Raw genomic sequence first — 20,546 nt, 5'->3', positions numbered from 1 at the left:
GGTCGAGTTTTCGACGGGATGGGGGTGCCGCACATGGCCACTGCAAACTATTGGCTGAGCTTCATGGTCGCGACTGAACGTTCTGCAGCGAAAGGCGTCGAGTCTCTTCGCCGCCAGTCGATCTATGCGGCCGTCCAGGTCTTCGACTCGGGCTACTGGGACGAGACGACCTCGTTCATTCTGTTCGAAGCCGATGATGACATCGACGTGGTCGGCAAGGCGGTGGTCGCCGGCCTCGATTCTGATCTCGACCTCCTGATCCTCCGAAAGGTGTCAAGCGCGAGCGCCCGGTACTGGGGCAAGGTCACGCAGCCAACCTCTCTGGGCGGCTACGTCGCAAACATCGCCCGCTTGCTCTGATAAGGACGCCCCATGCCTGATCTTACACAGGGGCACGCTCCGCCCGCCTATTGGCAGCAGTTCGAAGACCTGACCGTAGGCGCGGCCCGTGTCGTGTTCGGCGACCCGACGCCGCAGAAGGTCGGGCGGCAGGGCCAGAGCCAGAACGGACTCGACGTGCTCGTTCAGGCGGAAGATGGCCGCACAATCGGCATCCAGTGCAAACAGCGCGATGAGCGCGACGCGGACAATGTGCTTCTGGCTGGCGGGGCCATCACGGTCAAGGCGTTGACGGACGCTGTCCGGCGCGCCGAGAGCCATCCGGCGAAACTGGACCTGTTTATTCTCGCGACGACGGCCAAGCCGGACCGGGCAATCCAGAACAAGGCGGCCGCCATGGCGGCTGCCCGCAAGAAGGTTGGAAAGTTCGGTGTCCTGACCTGGTCCTGGGGCGACTATGACGCGGTCCTGAATCGCGATGCACGGCTGCAGGATGAATATTATCGGACCGTCGCCCAGGGGCTCACGGCGCCCGAGCGCGATCAGAAACTGCTCGGGCTTTTCGCGGTCGCTTTTGATCGTCCTGCGTTTCGCGACCCGTTGAGCTGCGAGCATGCCGACAATTTCAAACAGGCCCTAATCGACACTCAGCGCCTTCTCGCGACCGGTGATCTTCTCGACAGGGAGGGGAGACGGGTGCAACGGGCTATTGGTGGGGTTCGCACGCTCAACGATGACGATCTTCGTCTTGGAGCTGAGGCTCTCGCCGGTGAGCTGAACGACTTCAGGACCACCTTGCTGAGAGCCGAGCGAAACGGCGATGTAAGCCAGCACAATGACTGGCTGATGATCCCGAACTTCGCGGTTCAACAGGCTTTGGAAGACAAGCGGCGTCGCGTGGTCACAACCTTGAATCGATTGCTCCTTGCCGCTGACCTTGCACCGCTCCCGCAACATTCCTGGTGAAAAAGCCGTGCGGCCCTGAAGTACGCGCAGGGCGCGCCAGCGTCCTCAAGGACAGGCATGTGCTTGGGCCCGTTGAGTTGTTCTACCCCGCCTATCTCGTGACATTCTGACGTGCGGGCGCCTGCACCGCCGGTTTCGCTGCCATCAGCCTTGGCGGCATTGTTTGGTCATCCCCTGCTGAAGACAGATGAAAGGATCGCATGGATAAGTACCGCATAGCCCTAACCGAGGCCGAAGAAGCGCTGGTCTCCAAGATCGACCTGCGCCTGTCTCATCGCAATCACGATGAAGCCCATGCCGCCTACAACGCGAATGCCGAACCCATTCTCGCCCTCCTGGCTTCGCTCAGCGAGCGAGACGGCGTGCCGCCCCAGAGGGTCCGCTACTGGAACGATGTCGAATACAATCCCGGCCGGATCAAAGCGTCGAGAAAGGGCGGGTTCGAACGCAATAACTGCCGGGGCGAAGACATCTATACGCACCCGAATTTCATCAAGCACCTTCGCTACATATTGCTCGGCGCCGACTTGCCGGAAGCGCTTATTCTCGATTTCGAGGAACAAGCCGGCAATCCCGAGTGGGTCTCGCTCAGCGACGCTATCCCGCTTGGCAAACACGCCCGCAAACTCGTGCGTCAATACGGTCTGGAGGCCCATCAGGCTTCGGAAGAGTTCTTCAAGTTGTGCCTGGACATGGGTCTGAGCCTCTCGGTCGCCTTGAGCATCATGAAAGCAGTTAAGCAAGCCCGCTAGGCGCTCTCTGCGAGGGGTAGATAAATTGTAAGCTTCGTACTACATATTAGGCCAATCCGTAGTGCGAAGGTGTCAAATGCCTACACCACATACGCCTCCCGCCGCCGTGCGGCGCGTCATGCGAAAGCTCGGCGCGGACATCCACGACGCCCGTCGGCGTCGGCGGCTGCCAATGGCCGTCGTCGCGGAGCGCGCCTTCACGTCCCGTTCGACCCTGCAGAAGATCGAGGCTGGCGACACCAATGTCAGCATCGGCATCTATGCTGGCGTCCTTCAGGCGCTCGGCCTGCTCGACGGTCTGGGCCAGATCGCCGACATCGGCAACGACCCGGTCGGACAAGCGCTGGCCAGCGCGGAACTGCCCAAGCGCGTCCATCTCAAGCGAACAGGCGGATCATCTCGCGATGACTGACTTTGAGGTACATCTCGACCTGGATGGACGCACGCGCCCTATCGGCCTGGCGAGGAGCAATCGCGTTCGAGGCACGGAGACCATCCTTTTCGAATATGATGGCGCGTGGCTCGCCGATCCAGACCGGTTCTCGCTAGAGCCTGCCCTTGCCCTGACCCGCGGTGCCTTCGCCCCTCCTGCCGGACTGGCGACTTTCGGCTCCATCGGAGACTCAGCGCCCGACACATGGGGGCGACGTCTTATGCAACGGGCCGAACGCCGCCTTGCCGAACGCGAAGGCCGCGCCGTTCGCACCCTTGCGGAAAGCGATTACCTGCTCGGCGTCGCCGACGAGACCCGCCTGGGGGCCCTCAGATTTCGTTGGGCGGGCGAAGATATGTTCCAGGCCCCGATCCGCGCCGGCGTCCCCGCCCTGATCGAACTCGGGCGGCTGCTCCAGATCACCGAACGGGTCCTCCGCGACGAGGAAACGGACGAGGACCTTCAACTCATCTTCGCCCCCGGCTCTTCCCTGGGCGGGGCCCGGCCCAAAGCGTCGGTCATCGACCAGCACGGACACCTCTCCATCGCCAAATTTCCGAAGGAGACCGACGAATACAGCATAGAGACGTGGGAAGAGATCGCGCTCCGACTGGCTGGCCAGGCGGGCATCACCACCCCTCACCATGAACTCATTGAGGTCGCCGGCAAGGCGGTGATGCTGTCGCGGCGCTTCGATCGCGCCGGCCCGATCCGCACGCCTTTCCTGTCAGCCATGGCGATGATGGGCGCCAAGGACGGCGAGCGCGGCAGCTACCCGGAGATCGTCGACGCGCTTACGCAACATGGCGCTCAGGGGAAGACCGACGCTCATGCCCTCTATCGGCGGGTCGTCCTCAACGTGCTGATTTCCAATGTCGATGATCACCTGCGCAACCATGGCTTCCTTTGGCTCGGCAAGACGGGATGGTCCCTCTCTCCCGCTTACGACCTCAACCCTGTGCCCACCGACCTCAAGGCGCGTGTGCTGACGACCAACATCGACCTCGATGAGGGCACCTGCTCGCTCGACCTGCTTGAGGCGGCTTCGGAGTTCTTCGGCCTCACGCTGCAGCAGGCCCGCGCCATCATCAAAGAGGTCGCGACCGTGACCGCGACGTGGCGTGACACCGCCAAGGCCGTCGGCGCCCGCTCCGCCGAAATTACCCGGATGGCCAGCGCCTTCGAGCACGATGATCTCAAGCGGGCGCTGGCGCTATGACCCGAACCTTCATCTACAACTTCACGCCGCCATCACTGGACCCGTTCCCGGGCGCGACCATCGCGCTGGACGTCTCCGACATCGAAGACGCCGGCATCCGCGAAGTGCTCCAGACGCCGGGCGCAGCCTATGGCGCCTGGTCGATCCTGGATGCTCTCCTCGCCCCGACCGGCGCGGGCACATCCTTCCTCTTCAGGCAGCCGCTGGGCCAGACGCGCGAAGTGAAGGTCGCGTTGTCGGGCCTGTTCGGGCGGTTCGTCGCCCGCGCTTATCTCGAACGATATTTTGACCTCTCCGTTTTCGCCCATCTCGGCAACCAAGTGATCGATCTCGATCGCCGCAAGCAGGCCAGGATCAAGCGCCTCGCCCGAGGCGACCTCCCTGACTGGATCGCATGCAAATCCGATCTGACCTCGCTCACGATCGCGGAGGCCAAGAGCTGTCACGACCCGGGAGGCCCCGCGAAAGCACTCGCGCGCGCCTGGACACAAGCCGGGCGCATCGACGTGACGGTCAAAGGCCAAAAGGTCACCGTAAAGCGGATCGCGGTCGCCACCCGTTGGGGCGTGGCCAATTCCAATCCCGCTGATGCTCACCTGTCGGTTCGCGATCCCATCGACGAGGGCGTTCCCATTGATCCGCAAGACAAGGACGCCCCGTTCATCGGGCTGCTCCGCCTGCATGTCGCCAACCTGATCGAGCCCCTTGGCCATGCCGAACTCGCACAGGCGCTGCGCACGCTCACACGCCAGACCTTTCCGCGACCGCTCGCGGTCGCCCGACCGGACCGCGCTGGTGGCTGGATCATCCCGCTCGGCGGGGACCGACACATAATTGGAGGGGTCTGAACCGTGGACACTGGATTTGTTGATCTCGACATCCTCATCACCCGAATTCGGCATCCGCAGTCGAAGGTGTATTTTCTTGATGCGGTGAAAGCCTACAAGGCCGGCGCGCTGCGTGGCGCACTCACCTCAGCCTGGGTCGCCCTGGTCTACGACCTGATCGCCAAGTATCGCGAGCTGAGCGCTATGGGCGATGCGGCCGCCACGGCATTTCTTCAGGCGTGGGACAACGCGACCGTCACAGGCGATATCCCCAAGCTGCTTCAGCTTGAGGGAGGCATCCTCGAAGACGCAACGGCCAACACTCAGGTCGTCAATCGCATCGCCCGAACGCATCTGGAGCGCCTGCGCGAAGATAGACATCTTTGCGCGCACCCGGCCTTCTCGGCCGAGGCGGATCTCTTCGCGCCGTCGCCCGAGCTGGTGCGGCTTCACCTCGTCAATGCGGTCGATCTTGTTCTGTCGCAGGAGCCCTTGCAAGGCAAAGCGATCTTCGAGCTGTACGACATCGACGTGCAGTCGCCCGGCTTTCCAACGGAATACGCGCGCATCCTGGACTATGTCGACCAGCGCTACCTGGCGCGCGTCCGCGCTCAGAACGTCCGCAACTTCGGCACGGTGCTCGCAAAATCCATTCTCAAGGGCGTGCCCGCGCAATGGGAGCCGCTCCATCGCAAGATAATCCCCTCGCTGGTCGCGGTGCGCGAACGCGCCGCTGAGGCCTGGCCGGATATATCGCTGGCGATCGTCAGGCTCATAGACAACCTCGAGCCGGCGAACCGCCCTCGCGCCATCGCGTTCATCGCCGCTTTTCCGGATTTCTGGCCGCAGCTTCAGGAGCCGACTCGGACGGCCCTTCAAGCGACCATCGACAACGCCGACCCCGCGGCGCTCGCTGACTACCGCATTCTGGCAGGCGTGACTGTCCCACAATTCCGCGCCGCGCTACTGCCGCTGATCGCCGGCCTCAATCGGGAAAATTTGGTCGCCGCAATCGCCTCTCAGCCGCTCGCCGACCTCTGGCCTCGGGCGGTCGATCTGTATCAGGCTTCTGGCAGCTGGCGCGGATCAGAGGTGAACTTCAGCGATCTCATCACGCCGTTCGCCGGCCGCCTCAACGGCCAACAGCTTGACCAACTCCTCGATGCCATCATCGACAACGGGCAGAACTGGGATGCGTCCGAAACGGATACGCTTCTGCTCGGCGTGCTCCGCGACGCGGCGCCCGCTGATCGGCCGACCCCTGACGCGCGCAATCGATTCTACCAACACGTTCGCCGCGTGCGCCGTGCCGACAAATACGAAGACGTTCTCACCTTCCTACAGTCCGACGGCTGGGTGCTGCCACCGCTGGAACAGCCGGTCGACGACGAACTGGATTAGAACGCAGGCGCTCAGGAGGCCCACGCACGAAGCAGAATCAGACAGGCAGCTCCGGATCGCCGCGCACCTGGTCATCCAGGCGCCTGAACCCGCCCCAGCAAGAGCGGCAGCTTGCTGTTCTTGAAATCCCAATCCGAAAGTGGCGCGAACCATTCCGGGGCCGCCTCTCCATGGAGCTGGATGACCTGGTCACCGTCTATCGTCTGCGCAGCATAGTAGCGGCTAAAAATGCGGCTGGCCCAGCCTATACCTTCCCAGCCCTGATCGGACGATTCCTCTGGGTTCGCGACAAACTCGACACCCGCGAACTCGCCGCCGTCGGTGACTGCAAGCGGCCCCTCAATGGACCACTCCCCGTAGAGCAGAAGCACTTCCGCAAGCTTGCGGTCCCTAGGATCCGTCAGCTCGACGTCGCCGCTATAGAGTTTCGCCGACCCGATGATGAAGTTGGCCAGCCCCTCCGCGCTCAGCGAACGCGGCATATCGGTCGACGCCCCGAGCACCAGGCGCAGCGGGGCCTTGGTCATGATGATCACCTCGCCGAGCCTTCCGGACTCGTTGGCGATCACCGCATCCTTCATCGTGACGCGGAGACCGCCGTTCGGACGGCGGAAGCGATCCGGAGAGATGACCGTCCAGATGTTCCAGAGCGACCAGAATATCGCCAGCTTCAACGGCGCGCCAACCATGTCCGCGTAGGTCTGGAGCGAGGCCAGATACGCCGCGGACATCTGCGTTTTCTGCTTGAAGGGCTCCTTGCTTCGGACGTTCTTGACCTCGACCAGCCACTGTTCGCCGTCGTCGAGAACCACACGGAAATCCGGCGCGCGGCAGGTGTCGGCGGCATGGACGCGGCCAACATCCTCGGTCTTGAGCAATCGAAAGTGGCCCAGGCTAAGCACCGTTGCTTCAAACAGGCGCTCGGTTCGCGAGCCATGAATTAGCGTCGGGTCCGCCAACGCCTCCTCCAGCTTTGGCGTTGCGTCGGCGACAAAGCGTTCGACCAATGACGGGTCGTTCAGCGCGATACAGTGTTCGCGCGCAAATGCGGCTACCGACGCGAGCAGGTCGAAGGCTTTGGTCTTTGGTCGCTCTGGCGGCGGCTGGTCGCTCACAACCCCGTCATCCCGCCGGCGGCTCGACATCCGGCGGGTTCATATAGGCTTGGAAGCCGACCAGATCAGCGTCGCTCGGATTTTCCGCCTCGGGGATGAACCGAATGGTTTCGGCAATGTCGCGGCGCGTGACGTTTCTGATGATCGCGCCGCCATTGCTCAGCTCATACTCCATCGAGCCGCACCAGCGGTTGGGGCGGGCAAGGCCCGGCGCGAACGCAATGGGCTTCTTGTTCCCCTTCTTGCTCACCTCGTGCTTGGCGAGCGCGACGCGGATGAATTCGAGCGTAGTGAAGCCCATCTCCGTCCGCCGCAGGTCGAGGCGCATCTGCTCAACCAGTTCGGGCCGCTCCTGGGCATCACGCAGTTGCTGCGCGCGCAGCTCGCGATCGTAGTGGCGGTATCCTAGGTCTCGTTCGAGATGGGCGGCCTTGAGGCCGATTCCTGAATTCTCGGCGAGCTTGATGACGTCTTCACAGCGCTGGCGCCATGTCCGCAACAGCTCGTAGGCCGCGTAGATCCACATGGGCGAGAGCGCGCCCAGCAACGCGATCTTCCCTCGCGGCGGCTCGTCATCGAACTGGTGGCGCATGACCTCGTGCTCCAGCGCGTTGAGCGAATTATCGACGAGGCAAAGCTGGCTCGCCTGCATGGCTAGGTAAGGGTTGGCGGCAAAGCCGGCCAAGCTCATCAGCGCTTCGTGGAGCTCACTCGTGCCGATCTCAGCGACATCGCGATAACGCGGCTGATCGTCAAATTCGTCGGCGTCCGTCACGTTGTTTCCCCGCCCGTTGTCGCGAACCGATAGGGCGGATCGATCACCGCCATCGGAAGAGTGTCAGCCAAGCCCCAGAAACGCGTTGTCGCCCGGATATAGCAAACGAGGTCGCTCGCGCGGATTCTGAGATGTTCGCTCGCAATCGGCAGCCCTGCCAGGAGATCGTGATAGTCGTTGGCGGCCTCGTCCCATAGCGCCGGCGCGATCGTCTTCAGTTCTTCGCACGACGAACCTTCGCCATGACGCACGACGTTGGCGACCACGAACATCTCGGTCAGATCAGCACCCAACCCGCCGTGCCCGACGTCTATCCCGGCGCGCTCGGCGCAGATCGCCAGGAGCTCCCGGAAACCCCGCGCCTTGGGCATGTCCGTCGCGTCATCGCGATGGACCGCTCGCGCCCATATACTCAGTTGACGCTCGAAGGTCGCAGCGAGGATCAGCGTGAACGCCTTCGCCGCCTCATTGGCGGTGTAGTTGTCGACCTGGGCCGCAGCGCGAACGAGAAATTGATCCATCGTCGCCGCCTCGCCGCTTTCGAGCGACGAATGAACCGGCAGCGCCTCCATCGCGGGCTGGACCACCCGCTCAAACAGTCGCGCAAGGTTGGCCTGGAAGATGCGCGGCAACTGATCCTTGACTAGCATTTTTCGCCCCTTGTCGCCCTGAGTTCGTTCGGTCGCGTCGATCAACGACTTTGCTGGCATGGCCAAACCGCTTGCCCTGAGCAATTCCCGAGAGCTATGCCGGGGTATGGCAACCCTGTTCAAAGATGGAGACGTACGGCGTGCAGTCTATGCACGTATGCTCGGCTCCGCGATGCGCAGCGCTGATACGCTCGTGATCGATGAACTCGGTCTCGATCACGGATCCTGCCGGATCGATATCGCCGTGATCAACGGCCACATCCGCGGGCTAGAGATCAAGGCCGAAGCGGATACCCTGGCCCGCCTTCCGTTCCAAGTCAGCGCTTATGGCGAAGTCGTCGATAAGGCCTCTCTCATCGTGGCCGAACGTCACCTCGACGCGGCTCGGCTCCTCGTGCCCGACTGGTGGGGGGTCGTGCTAGCGCGACGGTGCGCCAACGGTGAAGTCGCGCTTAGGCGAATCCGTGACGAAAAGGTCAACCGCTCTATCGATCCGGTGACACTCGCGCGCTTGCTGTGGCGCCCGGAGATCGTTCAAATGCTACGCGATCTCGGGCACCCGGAGCGCACGCTCAGAGCACCTCGCGATGCTCTGTATCCTATTCTCGCCTCCGCCTTGCCGCGACGCGTGCTAGGCGCGCGGGTCAGGGAAACGCTCAAGGCGCGGGCAGTTTGGCGAGATCGTCCAAGACCACAGTGATATGGTGGTTGGTCGCCACCCACTTCCAGACCGTGGGGTTGCCGCGCTTGGCGGCGCCAGCGTGACAATCCTCGATATAGGCGCTGCCTTCCGAGAACGTTGCGCCGTGGTACTGACCCGAGCTTAGGATCAGACCGCATAGGCCGGGGTAGGCCTGGTTAGTCTCGCCCTTCTTGCGTTTGGAGCGCGCGACCAGCCAGCCGCCGTCCGACACCGCATAGCGTACGTTCGGGGACCCCCGCATAAATCGCATATCCCCTTGGGCGAATTTAACCGCCGCGACCGCATAGTCGCCAAAGGACGGACGTCGTTCCTGGGGCGACTGGGCCGTCACCAAGGCTGCGTAAAGCCGCCACTCTTCGCGCGACACGGTCTGGATCGGGAGTTTGAGCTCGGTCATCGTCTCGGGGAAGGACGCCGCCATAACGACAACGCTACGCGCGGACAGCATTCTCGCGCCGTTCAGGGCGGCGCGTATGACGCCCACAAGCGGGCCTTGGGGCGAATAGGCTGGCGCCCCCAGATCCAGTACGATGTCGAGTTGGGCAATGTCGATCGCCAAGGCTTTGAGCAAGGCATCAACATGATCGTCAAAGTCTGGATCGAGCGCCTCCTCGAGCGTGCACCGCAGGACCGCGCCGTTCATGTCGATAGCATCGATGTCGTGGACCGCCTTCCGGTAGGCAGCGTCGCTCTCGAGGTTGATGACCGGCGTCAACGAGGCCCCAAGCTTGCGGGCCTCATCGAACAGGAACGTCATCGTGTGCCGGCCGTCCGCCATGCGGGTCGCAGGGGCCAACTGGCGGCCGTCGATGAGCGCGGGACGATCGCTCCACTTCTTTTCCAGCTTGGCCGCGAAACCACCGAGGTGGTCGTCGATCTCCTTCTTCGGCCGCCATTGCTCGAAATCGAAGTCCGGCGGCAGGACCTCGATTAGAGGAACGACCGCCGGCTTCAGTCCGGCCGCGAGTTTGAACAGGGCCTGATACTCGCCCATCCGCCAGCGCAGGAGGGGGACATACTGGGTCGGGGCGATCGCCATTTGAACCTCAAAGACCAAATTGGCGGCGCACTTCCCCGGCGCCGACGAGAGAACGGAGAACAGTGTAGTCGCCAGCCTCGCGACGAACCCGGCCGGCGATGACCGCTGGGCCGACGCCGAAGCGTTTGGCGTCAGTCAGCACTGCTTTCTCCGTGCGCGAGAACCGTGACACCGCGAGATCCCATTGAGCCACAGGCAGCAGCGCGTTCCGTGCAAAGCCGTCTGCCTCCTCTTCGTGGCGCTCGTCCGACGGGCTCTCCGTGTCGTCGAAGATGGCGGCAAAGGCTTCCGGGCCGATGTGGAGCTTGAGGTGTCCGATCTCGTGCAAAAGCGTGAACCAGAAATTGTCCAGCCGGTCATGGCGGAGCGTCAGGCCGATCAGCCCGTAGCCGTCGAACGAGCCCATGGCTGCGCCGTCCAGCAGGGTTGCGGGTAGATGCCGTTCGACAACGAAGGCGATGCCGATCTGGCGCAGGTGGTCGACGGCCTTCAGTGGGCCGTCGGCATCCAGGGTCAGGGCGACGAGGGCAGCGATCCAGGCATCATCGATCAAGGCGGGATCGAAGGTTGCCGTCGGCGGGTTTCGGGCGGCCAGCTGTCGCACACGCGCTTCCCATGCCGCGATCGCCGGTTCGTGCACAGCGCCGTTCGACCGCACAGACTTCCGGTGCAAGCCGGCAGGGACGAATCGGGCCGAGCCACTCCGCAGGAAGGCCGGCACGAGGTGGTCGGCGGACTTGCGCGCCTGCGTCAGCGTTCCGGAGAAGTCTTCGAACCAACCGCGCTTGTACATCTCGGCCAGAGGGAAAGCCTGCCAGGCGGTGGGATCGACCGACTCCAGGCTCCCGTTCCCGGCGAGCGACGCACGGTTCTCGATGCGCACGTCGAGCGCATCGGAGACCTCGATCAAACGCTCAAGGCTCGCGGATCGATAGCGTTCGGCTTCGTATCGCTGGACCTGTTGTTCCTTCAGCCCCAGAAAATCCGCGAGATCCTTCTGGCTCATGCCTCTCGCGATCCGTGCGCAGATGAGCGTCTCGGGGAGATCGGCAAGGCGTGCGGCCGAGAACGTCGTCTGCGCTCCTGACTTCAGGGCCTCGTAAAGGGCGACATCGGCTTCGAGTTCCGCCACTTGGCTTTGGAGCGCACCGCGCGCGATGACGGCGAACGCGGGATCGACGTTGGTGGCCGCCGGCGCGCCCGCCGAGGCTTTCAGCTGGTCCAGCGCCGCGCGCGTGGACCGGTACTGTCTTTCGTTCGTAATCATTACAATGCCCCTTTCGAGGTCGCGAGCTTCAGCCGCAAAATGCCTTTGGGCTGGCCCGAATGTTTCTCGATCTGGAAAAAATCGAGGAAGGTCCCCGTCGCGCCATTCGGGGCGAAGGCCGGAAACATCTCGCCGAGATATTTGGCTTTCTGAGCCTCGCGCTTGCCGGCGAAGTTCTGGAGGACGGGGTCGAGCAAGGAAAAGTCCATCCCCGCATGATCCCAGCAGCCGTCGAAATCACCGGGGTGGTGTTTGGCGGTGGTGAAGCTGCCATCCAGGTAGACGGCACGGCATCCGGCGAGCCGGAGCGCCTCCACCGCCCGTTGGAAGCCACCGAATAGCCACTGCCGGTGCGGCGTGCTGGCGAACCGGGCGGCAGCCTCCTCCAACGTCGTCTCGTGGACGCCCGGAGGGAGAACCGCCCAAGGCGCGCCAAAGCCCGGATCAATAAGGGAAGGGATCATGCACACAACAATATCGTTGTGTTGGCGCCCTGTCTAGCCGATGAACGATATGCGCGGAACGGACATCGCGAAGCCCGCTTGGCTCAGGCTGGTGGGATCATTCGTAAGGATAAGCCAGATGGTCGGTGCTCGACTTCGCCCAAGCCGGCAGGGCACCCAAGGTCTCCAGTTGCAGCCGCAACGCCCCGTCGAAGATTTCTGGCAGCAAGGTGTGGACCGCCGGCCAGATCGCATCCGCCTCCAGCACCAGATTGCCCTCGCCCAGCTCGAGCGCCCTTTGGAGGTGCACGCCGACGGTGCCCTCGAGCAGGGCCCCGGCTGAGGTTCGGGCCAGCACCGTTTGAAGAACCGGCGCGAAGGGGATGAGGGGGTGTCCCGACAACTTGCTGTTGAGCATCGCCTGGATGTTTGGCTGTCGGGAGGCGTAGTTCTTGAACGCCCCTGCGGCGTAGCGAAGGGTGGAGAACAGCACCGCTATAAAGTGCGGGAATTGCCAAGGGTCGAGATTTTGGCGTTGCCAAACGGCCAGACCGGGCACGCGCCGACACAGATCGCTGTTGGCCGCGATGAACGCCGGCGTCGTGAGCTCCGAGTAGGAGAATTCGGTGCGGGCCTGCAGCGCCACCTTCCAAGGCGCTCGTACGGCTTCCCCTCGCGCCAGCAAACCCGGCGTGACCCGATCTTCGTAGTAGGGCCACCCGGTTTCAGGGAAGGTGAGATCGTTGACGGCGACCTGTCTCTCTTCGCCGAAGCTGCCGTCCGACTTCCGCAGGAAGCAGGTTAGCATCAGGCGTCGAGCGGCTAGAGACGCCTCTATGGCCGCCTGATCGAGGACGAAGGCGTTGTCCCGATGGCGGAGGATTACGTCCCGGAACGACTGCGGCAGATCGCCCGACTGGAGTTCGTGCCCCAACAGCACCCAGATCAAACCGACCCCTTCGCGCCTGTAATGCAGTGACCGGTCGGAAATCTCCGTCTGAAAGGTGTTGGACAGCTGGATCTCGAAGGCGACCGTGCGGCCGTTGGTATACGTCACGAGTACGTCTGGGTATCGGCCATGGCCGCCCGCGGTAGGCGCGAGATAGGTGTCTACTGCCACCAGCGTGCAGCTTGGATCCTGTTCGGCAAGTTGGGCGATCTGCTCGCAGATCAGCCGGTGCGCCGGGCTTTCCTGGTGACCGTGGTACTGCCCCGCCTTCAGGCTATCGGGATCCTGGGTATCGCCGGTAAACCAAGGACAGGCGGCATCGGCGCTTTTGAAGTGGGCGAAATAGGGAAGCCGCTTTTGACGGAAGGCGCGCGCCTTGATGAAGACGGCGCCGCCGCAACGAAGACAGGCGGCAATGGATCGGTGATCCCGTTCTCGCCGAGCGTCGGTAATGCGTTGCCGCAGCAGGCCCCACGCAGCCTCGGACATCGCCATCAGCCGCTCGGCCGTGATCGGACCGACCCTGTCGATCACCGCCACCTCGATGATGCGCTGAGGTTTCTGGGCCATTTCCGTCCCACAACTCCGAATCAGGAAGGATTGCACACCGTCGGTGCGCCAGTATCGGTCGTGACTTAGTGAGTTGGCTGGTAAAGCTAAAGTCCGCCTCCGGCAGAGGTGCGGTCACATCGGCGCCAATGCGTCTCGCCGTGCCGCATCGTCGCTCAGCCCGCCCTTTAGGTATAGTCCTCGAAGCTGGAGAAGGCCTTCAACCCTTTGGCCGCGTTAGACTTGGCGATGCGCGTTCGGCTGATCCTCTGCTGGAGATAGACGCACAAGGCGTCGAAGTCCTCGATCGCCAGCATCCTCCAGGGGCCTCTGAAGTTCGCTTCAATATTCCTGGAAATAGCGCCGTAGCTGAATTTCGTGTCGCGCGATTTATCGACGCTCGCGAATTCATTATATCGGCTGATCAGGTGCTGAATATATCGGCTCGCCTTGAGATCGGCCCCGATAGTGCCCGCCGCGGGCTGAATCGTCACCGTGTTACGGGTGGTCTTCACATTGACGGTTTTGGCTATGATCGCGCCGGGGCTGTCGATGACGACGTTGCCACTATTGTTGGTCACCTCGATGCGCCGAAGGTCGCCGAGGAGGATCTTCGCGTAGAAGGCATCGGCAGCCTGTTCGGGCCGTCCCATATCACATTCTCGGATCCGCTTGATCTCCTCAAGCGCCTCTACCGAATACACATCGGGTTCGGCATCCACCATTTTATGGTGTCGACGGCATAGCAGAACCAGGTTTTCGAAGCCGTGCCGTTCGTCCTCGCTCTGGGTGACGTCGAAGCGGGGACCGCCCTCATTTCGCGCCCGAATATGGCAGATCTCGCCGGTGATCGTCCCCACGGCTTCGACGATGGGCAAGTCGCACCTTGGAAAGGCGCAGAGATTCCCCGACGTCGCGAAGAGCCTTTTGATCGTCGTTTCCGACGGCCTCATCTCGCGCGACGCGCGCTGGCAAACGGCTCGACCGAACTTAGCCTGTTCAGCACCTCATCGCTCCAGCCAGACTCTCAATCTGCGGGCTCGTTCCTGGAAGGCTCCTTCACCACCTTCCAAGATGTCGCAAACCGCTTTTCTGATCTCGGCGTTCTCCAGCCCGCCGGACTGGTACGTGATCGGCGGCAATGCGCCGTGCGGATGCGGTCCTGACTCGGCGATGATGATCTGATCGGCGTCGGTGTTGATCACCAGGTTGGCGTTATGCGTCACCATGATCACTTGGCGGTTCGATTTGGCTTCGATGAACAGCCCCACCAACTCTTCGAAAACGGATTTCGGGTCGAGGTTTTCCTCAGGCTGGTCGATGATCAGCGGGCGCCCATCGCCATCGTCCAACGCGAGATAGAGCAGCAACAAGACGATGCCGCGGGTTCCTGGAGACAGTTTGCGGATATCCACGCCATCATATTCGATGCCGTAGTGGATCTCGATGTGGTCCGTACTGAACAGCCATTGAGCGAAGCGTTTCGACCAGGCGCGAAACTCAACCTGCTCTGTGTGGGCGACCGGCGAGTGGTCAAGCAGTTCCTTCTGATAAAGCCGACGAAACTCCGCCATCGCTAACACCACGGCGGCCGACGAACCTGTCTCCCAAGCCCGCTTGAGGACCTCATTGGCTTTTTGAAGCAAGGTGCCCTTTCCTCGGAAAGCACCGCCCTTGCGCAGATCGATCAATCCCTCCTCGGCCTGCCCCGCCCACTGCGCCACGTCCGCGACACGCGCGACAGAGAATGACAGCTTCTTCAGCGTCCCGGAGGCCGCCGCCAAACGCGCCATCAACGGTCCGTACAGGTCCTCAAGAACGGCTTGCTCGGCGATGAGGGCGTCAAAGGCCCTGCCATAGGCTTCTTCGCGTTCGGTCTGCAGATCGCGAGCACGATCCTTAGCGCCTTTGCTGTCCTCTAGTTTGGCAGTGAGCGTCTGCATCGCCGCGGTTTCGGTCGCGATCCGGCCTGACAGAGCCGTATATTGCCGCTGTGTTTCCTTGTCGGAACTGACCAGCTTTTCCAGCCGGCCCATTTCGGCTTCCAACACCGCCTGCGAGAGCGTCGTCAGGTCTGTCTCATCTGGAAAGAATGCCGTGTTCGCATCCCCGGCGGGCGGTGCAGTTCCCTTCAACTCGGCGATCTTGCCATCGACCCATTTAACGTAATCGTCGAGGTCATCGTCGACCTTGCCGGTATAATCCAGGATGAAAGCGGCCCACTGGGTGTCCGACATTCCACTGTGCGTGTGCCTGGCCTGCGTCTGCCGCAGCGTCTCCGGCGCCTGGTTGCGCCGAAGGTCCTTCACCTCATCCTGAAGGGCGAGGAAGGTTTGCCGCTGGTTCGTGAACCGCCGCAACTTGGTCCTGACCTCGTTGGCTGCGCCGGCCAGTTCGGTATGGCGCTGGGCCCTCTTTTCGCTGCCGGCGGAAACAAGCTTGGCGCGGTCGGCGGTATAGGCGTCGACGAGCTGCTTCTTCTGCGCGACCAGGCCCTCATAGCTGGCGACCAGCTTTTCCTTCTCGAGTTCGGTGCTGATCCGCTCCGAGATCTGGGAGACGGCCTCGGCCTCACGGTCGCGCGCAAGACGATGGCGCGAGGCGCGATGTTCCAGCAGCTCGGCGAAATCCAACGCCCCATCACGATCGTGATCGGGATGGGCCTCGAAGATCACTCTCTCGATCTCGCGGAGCAGTCCGTCCGTCAGACCGCTCGACGAGCACAGCTCCTCGACGAACTGCTGGGACAGGTAGCGCGCCCGAGGATAGCTCAGCGGGCCGTTGGCATCGGCCCCATCCAACGACCGCGTGCTTGGAGCGCCCGCCGCCCAACTGACCTTCACCTTGGCCTGGCCGATAAGAGACCGGGCGCGCACAAGGAACGAGGGGTTCGCCCATTCATCGGCGGCCCAGGCCTCGTCCGATATGGAATCACATCCCGCCGCGATCATGTCGGCCAGTGCGGTCTTACCCGATCCCCTCGCGCCAATGATGGCGACGAGGCCGGAGTTCAGTGGGATGGTCGGCGTTTGGAGCCAAGGCGCGTCGAGGATCTGAATTTCAGAAATGACCTGGGACGGCGTCGCTGACGTCGGCGGCTCGGCGCCGACATGGGCCCGTCCGCTGGGATCGATGCAGGCCTGTCGCAACGTGTCGAATTCTAGCCCACCTTTGACCCATGAGAAACGGTCGCCGAACGGCGTGGCCACGTCTTCCAGCCTGTGCGCGTCACTGCCATGAAGGCAGGGCTTCAGGCCGCCATATCGGGCGCGGATCGTCTGGGCGTCGAGATCCTTCTTTCCGAGCCAGAACTCCCGCTGTGCCTGGCTGCTGGCAAATATGACGTCGGCAAAACCTTCGATCTCCCGACGAATGGTTTGGTCGGCGGCTTCTCTTACGCCCGATGTGCCGTCGGTAGCGCCGCCGGCGACGGCGATCAGGATGTTCTTTTTTGCCCATCCGCTCTCGGCGAATACCTCACGCAGCTGCCTGAAATTGACCTTGAACTGGTTCGCCCCATAGGCGAGCGCGGCGCCGTCGTCGACAATGTTCGGGTCGGCTTTCTTGCCGAGGCGTATCAGGTCCGCGCGGGTGCAGTCGTAGCGATCCTGCTGCACGGTGAAGTGTAACCGGGACAGCAGGCGCTGCAGCTCAGCGATATGGTCCGGGTCTTCAGGGCTGACGAACAGATGCAGATTTACGAATCCGCCCTTCGCGGTCGCTACATCCAGTCTCAACTCGACATTGGGGAATATCAGCGTCGCGTCCGGCAGCCGCCCGTTGGCCTTGTGCTGCAAAACCTGCTGATAGGTGTCGGTGACATAGTAGTCGGTGACGGCGATCGCCTCGATCAGAGGCGTGGCCGATTCAAGCGCGGATAGATAATCCTCCCACGCGGTGGTGCCGGTGAACTGATTGTTCATCACCGTCCCGGGCGCATGGATATGAGGCTCCCAACGGCGCCACTCAGAACCTCGACTAATCATGCTTCCCCCGCCTCGGTTCTGTACGCCACCTTATCGTGTAGCGGCCATCATTTTGCGTGCAATGACGTTGACCTTCCAATCGCTATTCCGACGACCACTGTCTGTTCTCGAACCGGTTTGAACCGGAAAGATCGTCCAACAGCGCCTGCCATTCTCGCGGCCTGCCTGAACCCATGTCGAGGCCTCATGCCAAACCCGCACCGATCCCTGCTCAGCCTCTCGGCTCTCGGACTATGCACCCTGTTCCTGGCGGCGATGGCGACGCCCGCATCGGCCGATCCTTGCGAAGGCCGCCTCCCCTCGCAGTCGGGTCAGCAGTTCACGGGATCGGTCCGGTACATCGGCGACGGCGACAGTCTGTGCGTCGGCAGTTCCAGAGATCCCAATAGCTGGATCGAAGTGCGCCTGGCGGACTTCGAGGCGCCCGAACTTCACTCGCCCGATGGCCGGCGGTCCCAATCGCTCCTGCGACAGGTCGCGTTCGGACAGAATGTGGTGTGCGAGGCGCGCCGCGGCAGGAGTGGCCGCGTCATCGTGCACGACCGCGTCATCGCCGTCTGCCGTGTCCGAGGCCGCCCCATCGGAGATCTACTCCGCGCGAGACACGCGCCTGAAGGCGGAAACTGACCGTCATCTCGTCGTTCGCCAGCGGCCGACGCCGCGCAACGTCACTGGTCATGTTCATGGCTTCAGAAACTCGACAAAATCGTCGCGGTCATCGCTATAGGCTTCGACGGCAGATCGTTGGGGCAGAGCGCGAGCAACATTCCGGAGCGCACGAAGTACAAGGCGCAGGTCTACGATCTCGCTCTGAGCGCCTTTTTCAAACTCAGGGAGTTTGACTCGGCTACGCTCGGTCAGCCCCGTGCCGAAACTGGCTGGGATATCGCCGAGGCCTTCGTCGCCGCCGCCATCAGCGGGGTGACCTACAAAAGCTCCAGCAAGGATCGTCGGTTCGAAGCGGCCAGCCTTCTCCGACATCTCGCCGATCAGGTCGAGGAGGACGGTTTGGCCAGCGTGGAGTGGAGCCATGAAGGCAAGCTCGACGCGCGGCAAGCCTGGCGGCCCGACATCCGCTCAGTCGAAGGACTCGCCGAGCTCGACCTGCGTACGGACGCGGTGATCGAGGGGCTGATGCGCCCGCTTCGTGCGCTGACCGTCCCGGAACGGCGGGCGATCGTCTGCATGTCGTTTGTGCGCATGGCGCTGGCGCACATCGGGGACCTCATCGAGCAGCAGCCTGCGGACGCTCATCGGGTTCGCGAATACACGCTCAGAATGCTTTCGCCGCTCCTCGCAAGGTTGCAGAGTTCGGACACGCGGGACTGACCCAAGCGCCTGCGGTGGGCACTCAGGCCTGGCGCCTTCCCGACGCCCCCTCTATGGCGCGTTGAGCTATGAACGACCGCCATGGCCAAATACGATCCGCTCCGGGACTATCTCCGAAAGCAGAAGTCCGAAGAACTCGAGCTCTCCTTCGTCGAGATGGAACGTAAAATCGGTTATATGCTGCCCAAGAGCGCGAGCCTGCCGCAGTGGTGGGCGAACACGACTGACCCGACCACGACCGACGTTCAACGCAAGGCCTGGGGCGACGCCGGCTTCGACGCCTTCCTGATCGCCGGCGCCGACCGCGTCCGATTCAAGCGAAACCAATCGGTCCAGCGCGCCTCCTAGCCTCCGAAGTCGAACGCAGCCTGGTTCTCGGGAACACCAGATTTCCGTTTCCGACGGCTCCTGACGGGATGATCCGAGCCGGTCGCAGCCTCAGGCCCCGGTGATCTAGGCGGTTCTTCCAGGGTTCTCCTGACTGGCGGTCTAACCGGCTCCGGCCTCTCCACTATGGCCCGGGGCTCCGGCAGACGCCTCGGTGTCCTCGCCCGTCGCCACGCCAGCAGCTCGCTCTGCCACCATCCGACTCGGTTTTGCGAGACCTGGACGCAGGCCGGAAAATCGCCGGTCTTCTGCATGCGCCAGACCGTTGTCCGGCTCAGACCGCAGACCACCTTCACCTGCGACCAGGGGAGAATCCGGTCTTCCAATGCGTCGAACGGAGGCGGCTCGCTCACACTATCCATGACATCGCCTCGTCTGCCCGGCGCTCCAGAACCTCGGCCAGCAAGCGGGCGTCTCGCGCCGCATCGACCGGATCTCGAACCTCCCAGGTGCGAAGAACGTCCTTCAGGGCGAAGCTGACCGCCGGGTCGATCAGCAGGTCCGCGACGCTGGGCGCCCACTCCGTTCTGAAGCCTTCCAATCCCGCCTCAGCCATGACGCCGACCCCTGGCCGCGGGCGGGGCAGACGCGCGCAGGTCGCTGACCTGGTTCAAGGCCCAGGCGCGAAGCACGCCGCGCGGATAGTAGGGCCTGTGCCGAACGTGGAGACAGGGGGGGCCGTTGCCTCCGGTGGACCACAGCCGGGCGAGGGTCTCCGGCTTCATGCGGATGCCGAACTGGATCAGGAAGGCGGAGGCTTCCTTGCGGGTCAGCAGATCCTCATCGGCGGCGTCAGTCACAGCCACCAACGGTTCTGTCGCGGGGATCATCGACTGGGCTCCGGCGCCCGGCACTCCCGGGAATTGCGGGCGCCCCTCCCGGCCGAGAGCGCGAGGTAGCAGTCAACGGCTGCGGCCACATAGGCTTGCGTCTCCGCTATGTTCGGTATGCGGCCGAGCCGGGCGACACGATCCGGTCCCGAATTATACGCCGCGAACGCAAGCCGGACGTCGCCGAAGCGCAGCAGCTGCCGGGCCAGATAGTCCGCCCCGCCGTTGAGGTTCTCGATTGGATCGAACCGGTCTCTGACCGCGAGATCCGCCGCCGTTCCAGGCATCAACTGCGTCAGGCCACCGGCGCCGACCGGAGACACGGCATCGACCCGGTATGCGGATTCCACGATCACCAGGGCATGGAGCATCTTGGGGTCGATCCCATGGCGCTCGGCGGCGACGGCGATCGCGTCCATGAACGGCTGGGACAGGGGCGGAAGTCGGGGCGTGAGGTCATCGACGCCGGCCACGTCCGACACAGGCTGCGCGGCGGGACGGCCGAACAGATCGCCGCCGGCGTTGCGCCAGTCGACCGTTTGAGCGGATGCGTTGCCCGCTGCGAGCGCCAGGGCCAGAGCGGTCAA

Annotated in this window: 24 protein-coding genes; 11 read left to right on the top strand and 13 right to left on the bottom strand. The window is 63.1% G+C overall.

Annotation, left to right across the window (positions count from 1 at the left end; translation table 11 throughout):
* The first annotated feature begins 33 nt into the window (after positions 1 to 33).
* The 7 genes from DT343_RS13380 (at position 34) to DT343_RS13350 (ending at position 5,937) form a co-directional block, all read left to right on the top strand.
* A complete protein-coding gene (locus DT343_RS13380) occupies positions 34 to 360 on the top strand; it encodes a hypothetical protein (protein WP_112863246.1) in 327 nt (108 codons plus the stop codon).
* A 12-nt stretch (positions 361 to 372) separates the two neighbouring features.
* Positions 373 to 1,305, top strand: a complete 933-nt coding sequence (locus tag DT343_RS13375; RefSeq protein ID WP_035306121.1) for a hypothetical protein — start codon at positions 373 to 375, stop codon at positions 1,303 to 1,305.
* A 200-nt stretch (positions 1,306 to 1,505) separates the two neighbouring features.
* Complete coding sequence (locus DT343_RS13370) at positions 1,506 to 2,057, top strand: hypothetical protein (protein WP_035306119.1); 552 nt, start codon at positions 1,506 to 1,508, stop codon at positions 2,055 to 2,057.
* Positions 2,058 to 2,133: 76 nt separating this feature from the next.
* The gene (locus tag DT343_RS13365; protein WP_035306118.1) at positions 2,134 to 2,469 is read left to right on the top strand and encodes a helix-turn-helix domain-containing protein; all 336 of its coding nucleotides are present in this window, start codon (positions 2,134 to 2,136) and stop codon (positions 2,467 to 2,469) included.
* Between the two features lie 241 nt (positions 2,470 to 2,710).
* Complete coding sequence (locus tag DT343_RS13360; protein ID WP_231492452.1) at positions 2,711 to 3,709, top strand: type II toxin-antitoxin system HipA family toxin; 999 nt, start codon at positions 2,711 to 2,713, stop codon at positions 3,707 to 3,709.
* Positions 3,706 to 4,557, top strand: a complete 852-nt coding sequence (locus tag DT343_RS13355; RefSeq protein WP_112863245.1) for a hypothetical protein — start codon at positions 3,706 to 3,708, stop codon at positions 4,555 to 4,557. Before DT343_RS13360 ends, DT343_RS13355 begins: the two co-directional genes overlap by 4 nt.
* Positions 4,558 to 4,560: 3 nt before the next feature.
* Complete coding sequence (locus tag DT343_RS13350) at positions 4,561 to 5,937, top strand: hypothetical protein (RefSeq protein ID WP_146756759.1); 1,377 nt, start codon at positions 4,561 to 4,563, stop codon at positions 5,935 to 5,937.
* Positions 5,938 to 6,008: 71 nt separating this feature from the next.
* On the opposite strand, the gene DT343_RS13345 is transcribed toward DT343_RS13350, so the two are convergent.
* Genes DT343_RS13345 through DT343_RS13335 form a run of 3 tightly spaced genes read right to left on the bottom strand, consistent with a single transcriptional unit; the run spans position 6,009 to position 8,522 of the window.
* Positions 6,009 to 7,052 (bottom strand): hypothetical protein, encoded by a 1,044-nt coding sequence (locus DT343_RS13345; RefSeq protein ID WP_112863820.1) that lies wholly within the window; start codon positions 7,050 to 7,052, stop codon positions 6,009 to 6,011.
* A gap of 7 nt (positions 7,053 to 7,059) precedes the next feature.
* Complete coding sequence (locus DT343_RS13340) at positions 7,060 to 7,827, bottom strand: hypothetical protein (protein ID WP_035306114.1); 768 nt, start codon at positions 7,825 to 7,827, stop codon at positions 7,060 to 7,062.
* Positions 7,824 to 8,522: a hypothetical protein gene (locus tag DT343_RS13335; RefSeq protein WP_197019704.1), complete on the bottom strand. Its 699-nt coding sequence runs from the start codon at positions 8,520 to 8,522 to the stop codon at positions 7,824 to 7,826. Before DT343_RS13335 ends, DT343_RS13340 begins: the two co-directional genes overlap by 4 nt.
* Before the next feature lie 13 nt (positions 8,523 to 8,535).
* On the opposite strand from DT343_RS13335, the gene DT343_RS17255 reads away from it, so the two are divergent.
* Entirely contained in the window at positions 8,536 to 9,177 is a 642-nt protein-coding gene (locus DT343_RS17255; protein WP_146756758.1) for a sce7726 family protein, read from the top strand.
* Here DT343_RS17255 and DT343_RS13330 read toward each other — a convergent pair.
* The 6 genes from DT343_RS13330 to DT343_RS13305 all read right to left on the bottom strand — a co-directional run bounded on the left by DT343_RS13330 (position 9,134) and on the right by DT343_RS13305 (position 17,413).
* Positions 9,134 to 10,219: a beta family protein gene (locus tag DT343_RS13330; protein WP_035306113.1), complete on the bottom strand. Its 1,086-nt coding sequence runs from the start codon at positions 10,217 to 10,219 to the stop codon at positions 9,134 to 9,136. The two genes, DT343_RS17255 and DT343_RS13330, sit on opposite strands and share 44 nt — an antisense overlap.
* Positions 10,220 to 10,226: 7 nt before the next feature.
* Positions 10,227 to 11,486, bottom strand: a complete 1,260-nt coding sequence (locus DT343_RS13325; protein WP_112863244.1) for an XRE family transcriptional regulator — start codon at positions 11,484 to 11,486, stop codon at positions 10,227 to 10,229.
* Positions 11,486 to 11,950, bottom strand: a complete 465-nt coding sequence (locus DT343_RS13320) for a DUF6932 family protein (RefSeq protein WP_112863243.1) — start codon at positions 11,948 to 11,950, stop codon at positions 11,486 to 11,488. Before DT343_RS13320 ends, DT343_RS13325 begins: the two co-directional genes overlap by 1 nt.
* 97 nt (positions 11,951 to 12,047) lie before the next feature.
* On the bottom strand, positions 12,048 to 13,448 hold the full coding sequence (locus DT343_RS13315) for a DUF6035 family protein (protein WP_112863242.1): 1,401 nt from the start codon (positions 13,446 to 13,448) through the stop codon (positions 12,048 to 12,050).
* 167 nt (positions 13,449 to 13,615) lie between these two features.
* Positions 13,616 to 14,305 carry an HNH endonuclease signature motif containing protein gene (locus DT343_RS13310; RefSeq protein ID WP_220116717.1) on the bottom strand — a complete coding sequence of 230 codons (690 nt, stop codon included), beginning with the start codon at positions 14,303 to 14,305 and terminating at the stop codon, positions 13,616 to 13,618.
* A gap of 129 nt (positions 14,306 to 14,434) precedes the next feature.
* Positions 14,435 to 17,413, bottom strand: a complete 2,979-nt coding sequence (locus tag DT343_RS13305) for a TrlF family AAA-like ATPase (protein WP_112863240.1) — start codon at positions 17,411 to 17,413, stop codon at positions 14,435 to 14,437.
* 186 nt (positions 17,414 to 17,599) lie between these two features.
* Here DT343_RS13305 and DT343_RS13300 point away from each other — a divergent pair, with 186 nt between their 5' ends.
* From DT343_RS13300 to DT343_RS13290, 3 genes are all read left to right on the top strand, one after another.
* Entirely contained in the window at positions 17,600 to 18,040 is a 441-nt protein-coding gene (locus tag DT343_RS13300) for a thermonuclease family protein (RefSeq protein ID WP_258522582.1), read from the top strand.
* 117 nt (positions 18,041 to 18,157) lie between these two features.
* Positions 18,158 to 18,742 (top strand): hypothetical protein, encoded by a 585-nt coding sequence (locus tag DT343_RS13295; protein WP_112863239.1) that lies wholly within the window; start codon positions 18,158 to 18,160, stop codon positions 18,740 to 18,742.
* Positions 18,743 to 18,823: 81 nt separating this feature from the next.
* On the top strand, positions 18,824 to 19,090 hold the full coding sequence (locus DT343_RS13290) for a DUF7662 domain-containing protein (protein WP_112863238.1): 267 nt from the start codon (positions 18,824 to 18,826) through the stop codon (positions 19,088 to 19,090).
* Here the strand turns inward: DT343_RS13290 and DT343_RS13285 are convergent.
* The 4 genes from DT343_RS13285 to DT343_RS13270 are packed head-to-tail and all read right to left on the bottom strand — an operon-like array spanning position 19,087 to position 20,546.
* Positions 19,087 to 19,491 carry a helix-turn-helix transcriptional regulator gene (locus tag DT343_RS13285; protein WP_112863237.1) on the bottom strand — a complete coding sequence of 135 codons (405 nt, stop codon included), beginning with the start codon at positions 19,489 to 19,491 and terminating at the stop codon, positions 19,087 to 19,089. The genes DT343_RS13290 and DT343_RS13285 overlap by 4 nt on opposite strands.
* Positions 19,479 to 19,685 (bottom strand): hypothetical protein, encoded by a 207-nt coding sequence (locus tag DT343_RS13280; RefSeq protein WP_112863236.1) that lies wholly within the window; start codon positions 19,683 to 19,685, stop codon positions 19,479 to 19,481. Before DT343_RS13280 ends, DT343_RS13285 begins: the two co-directional genes overlap by 13 nt.
* On the bottom strand, positions 19,678 to 19,959 hold the full coding sequence (locus DT343_RS13275; RefSeq protein WP_112863235.1) for a hypothetical protein: 282 nt from the start codon (positions 19,957 to 19,959) through the stop codon (positions 19,678 to 19,680). The genes DT343_RS13280 and DT343_RS13275 overlap by 8 nt, the downstream gene beginning before the upstream one ends.
* Positions 19,956 to 20,546: a lytic transglycosylase domain-containing protein gene (locus DT343_RS13270; protein WP_258522581.1), complete on the bottom strand. Its 591-nt coding sequence runs from the start codon at positions 20,544 to 20,546 to the stop codon at positions 19,956 to 19,958. The genes DT343_RS13275 and DT343_RS13270 overlap by 4 nt, the downstream gene beginning before the upstream one ends.

Source organism: Brevundimonas vesicularis, from assembly GCF_900445985.1.
Taxonomy (GTDB): Bacteria; Pseudomonadota; Alphaproteobacteria; order Caulobacterales; family Caulobacteraceae; genus Brevundimonas; species Brevundimonas vesicularis_D.
The sequence above is the reverse complement of the archived record's forward strand: the minus strand, read 5'-3'. Positions and strand labels throughout refer to the sequence as shown.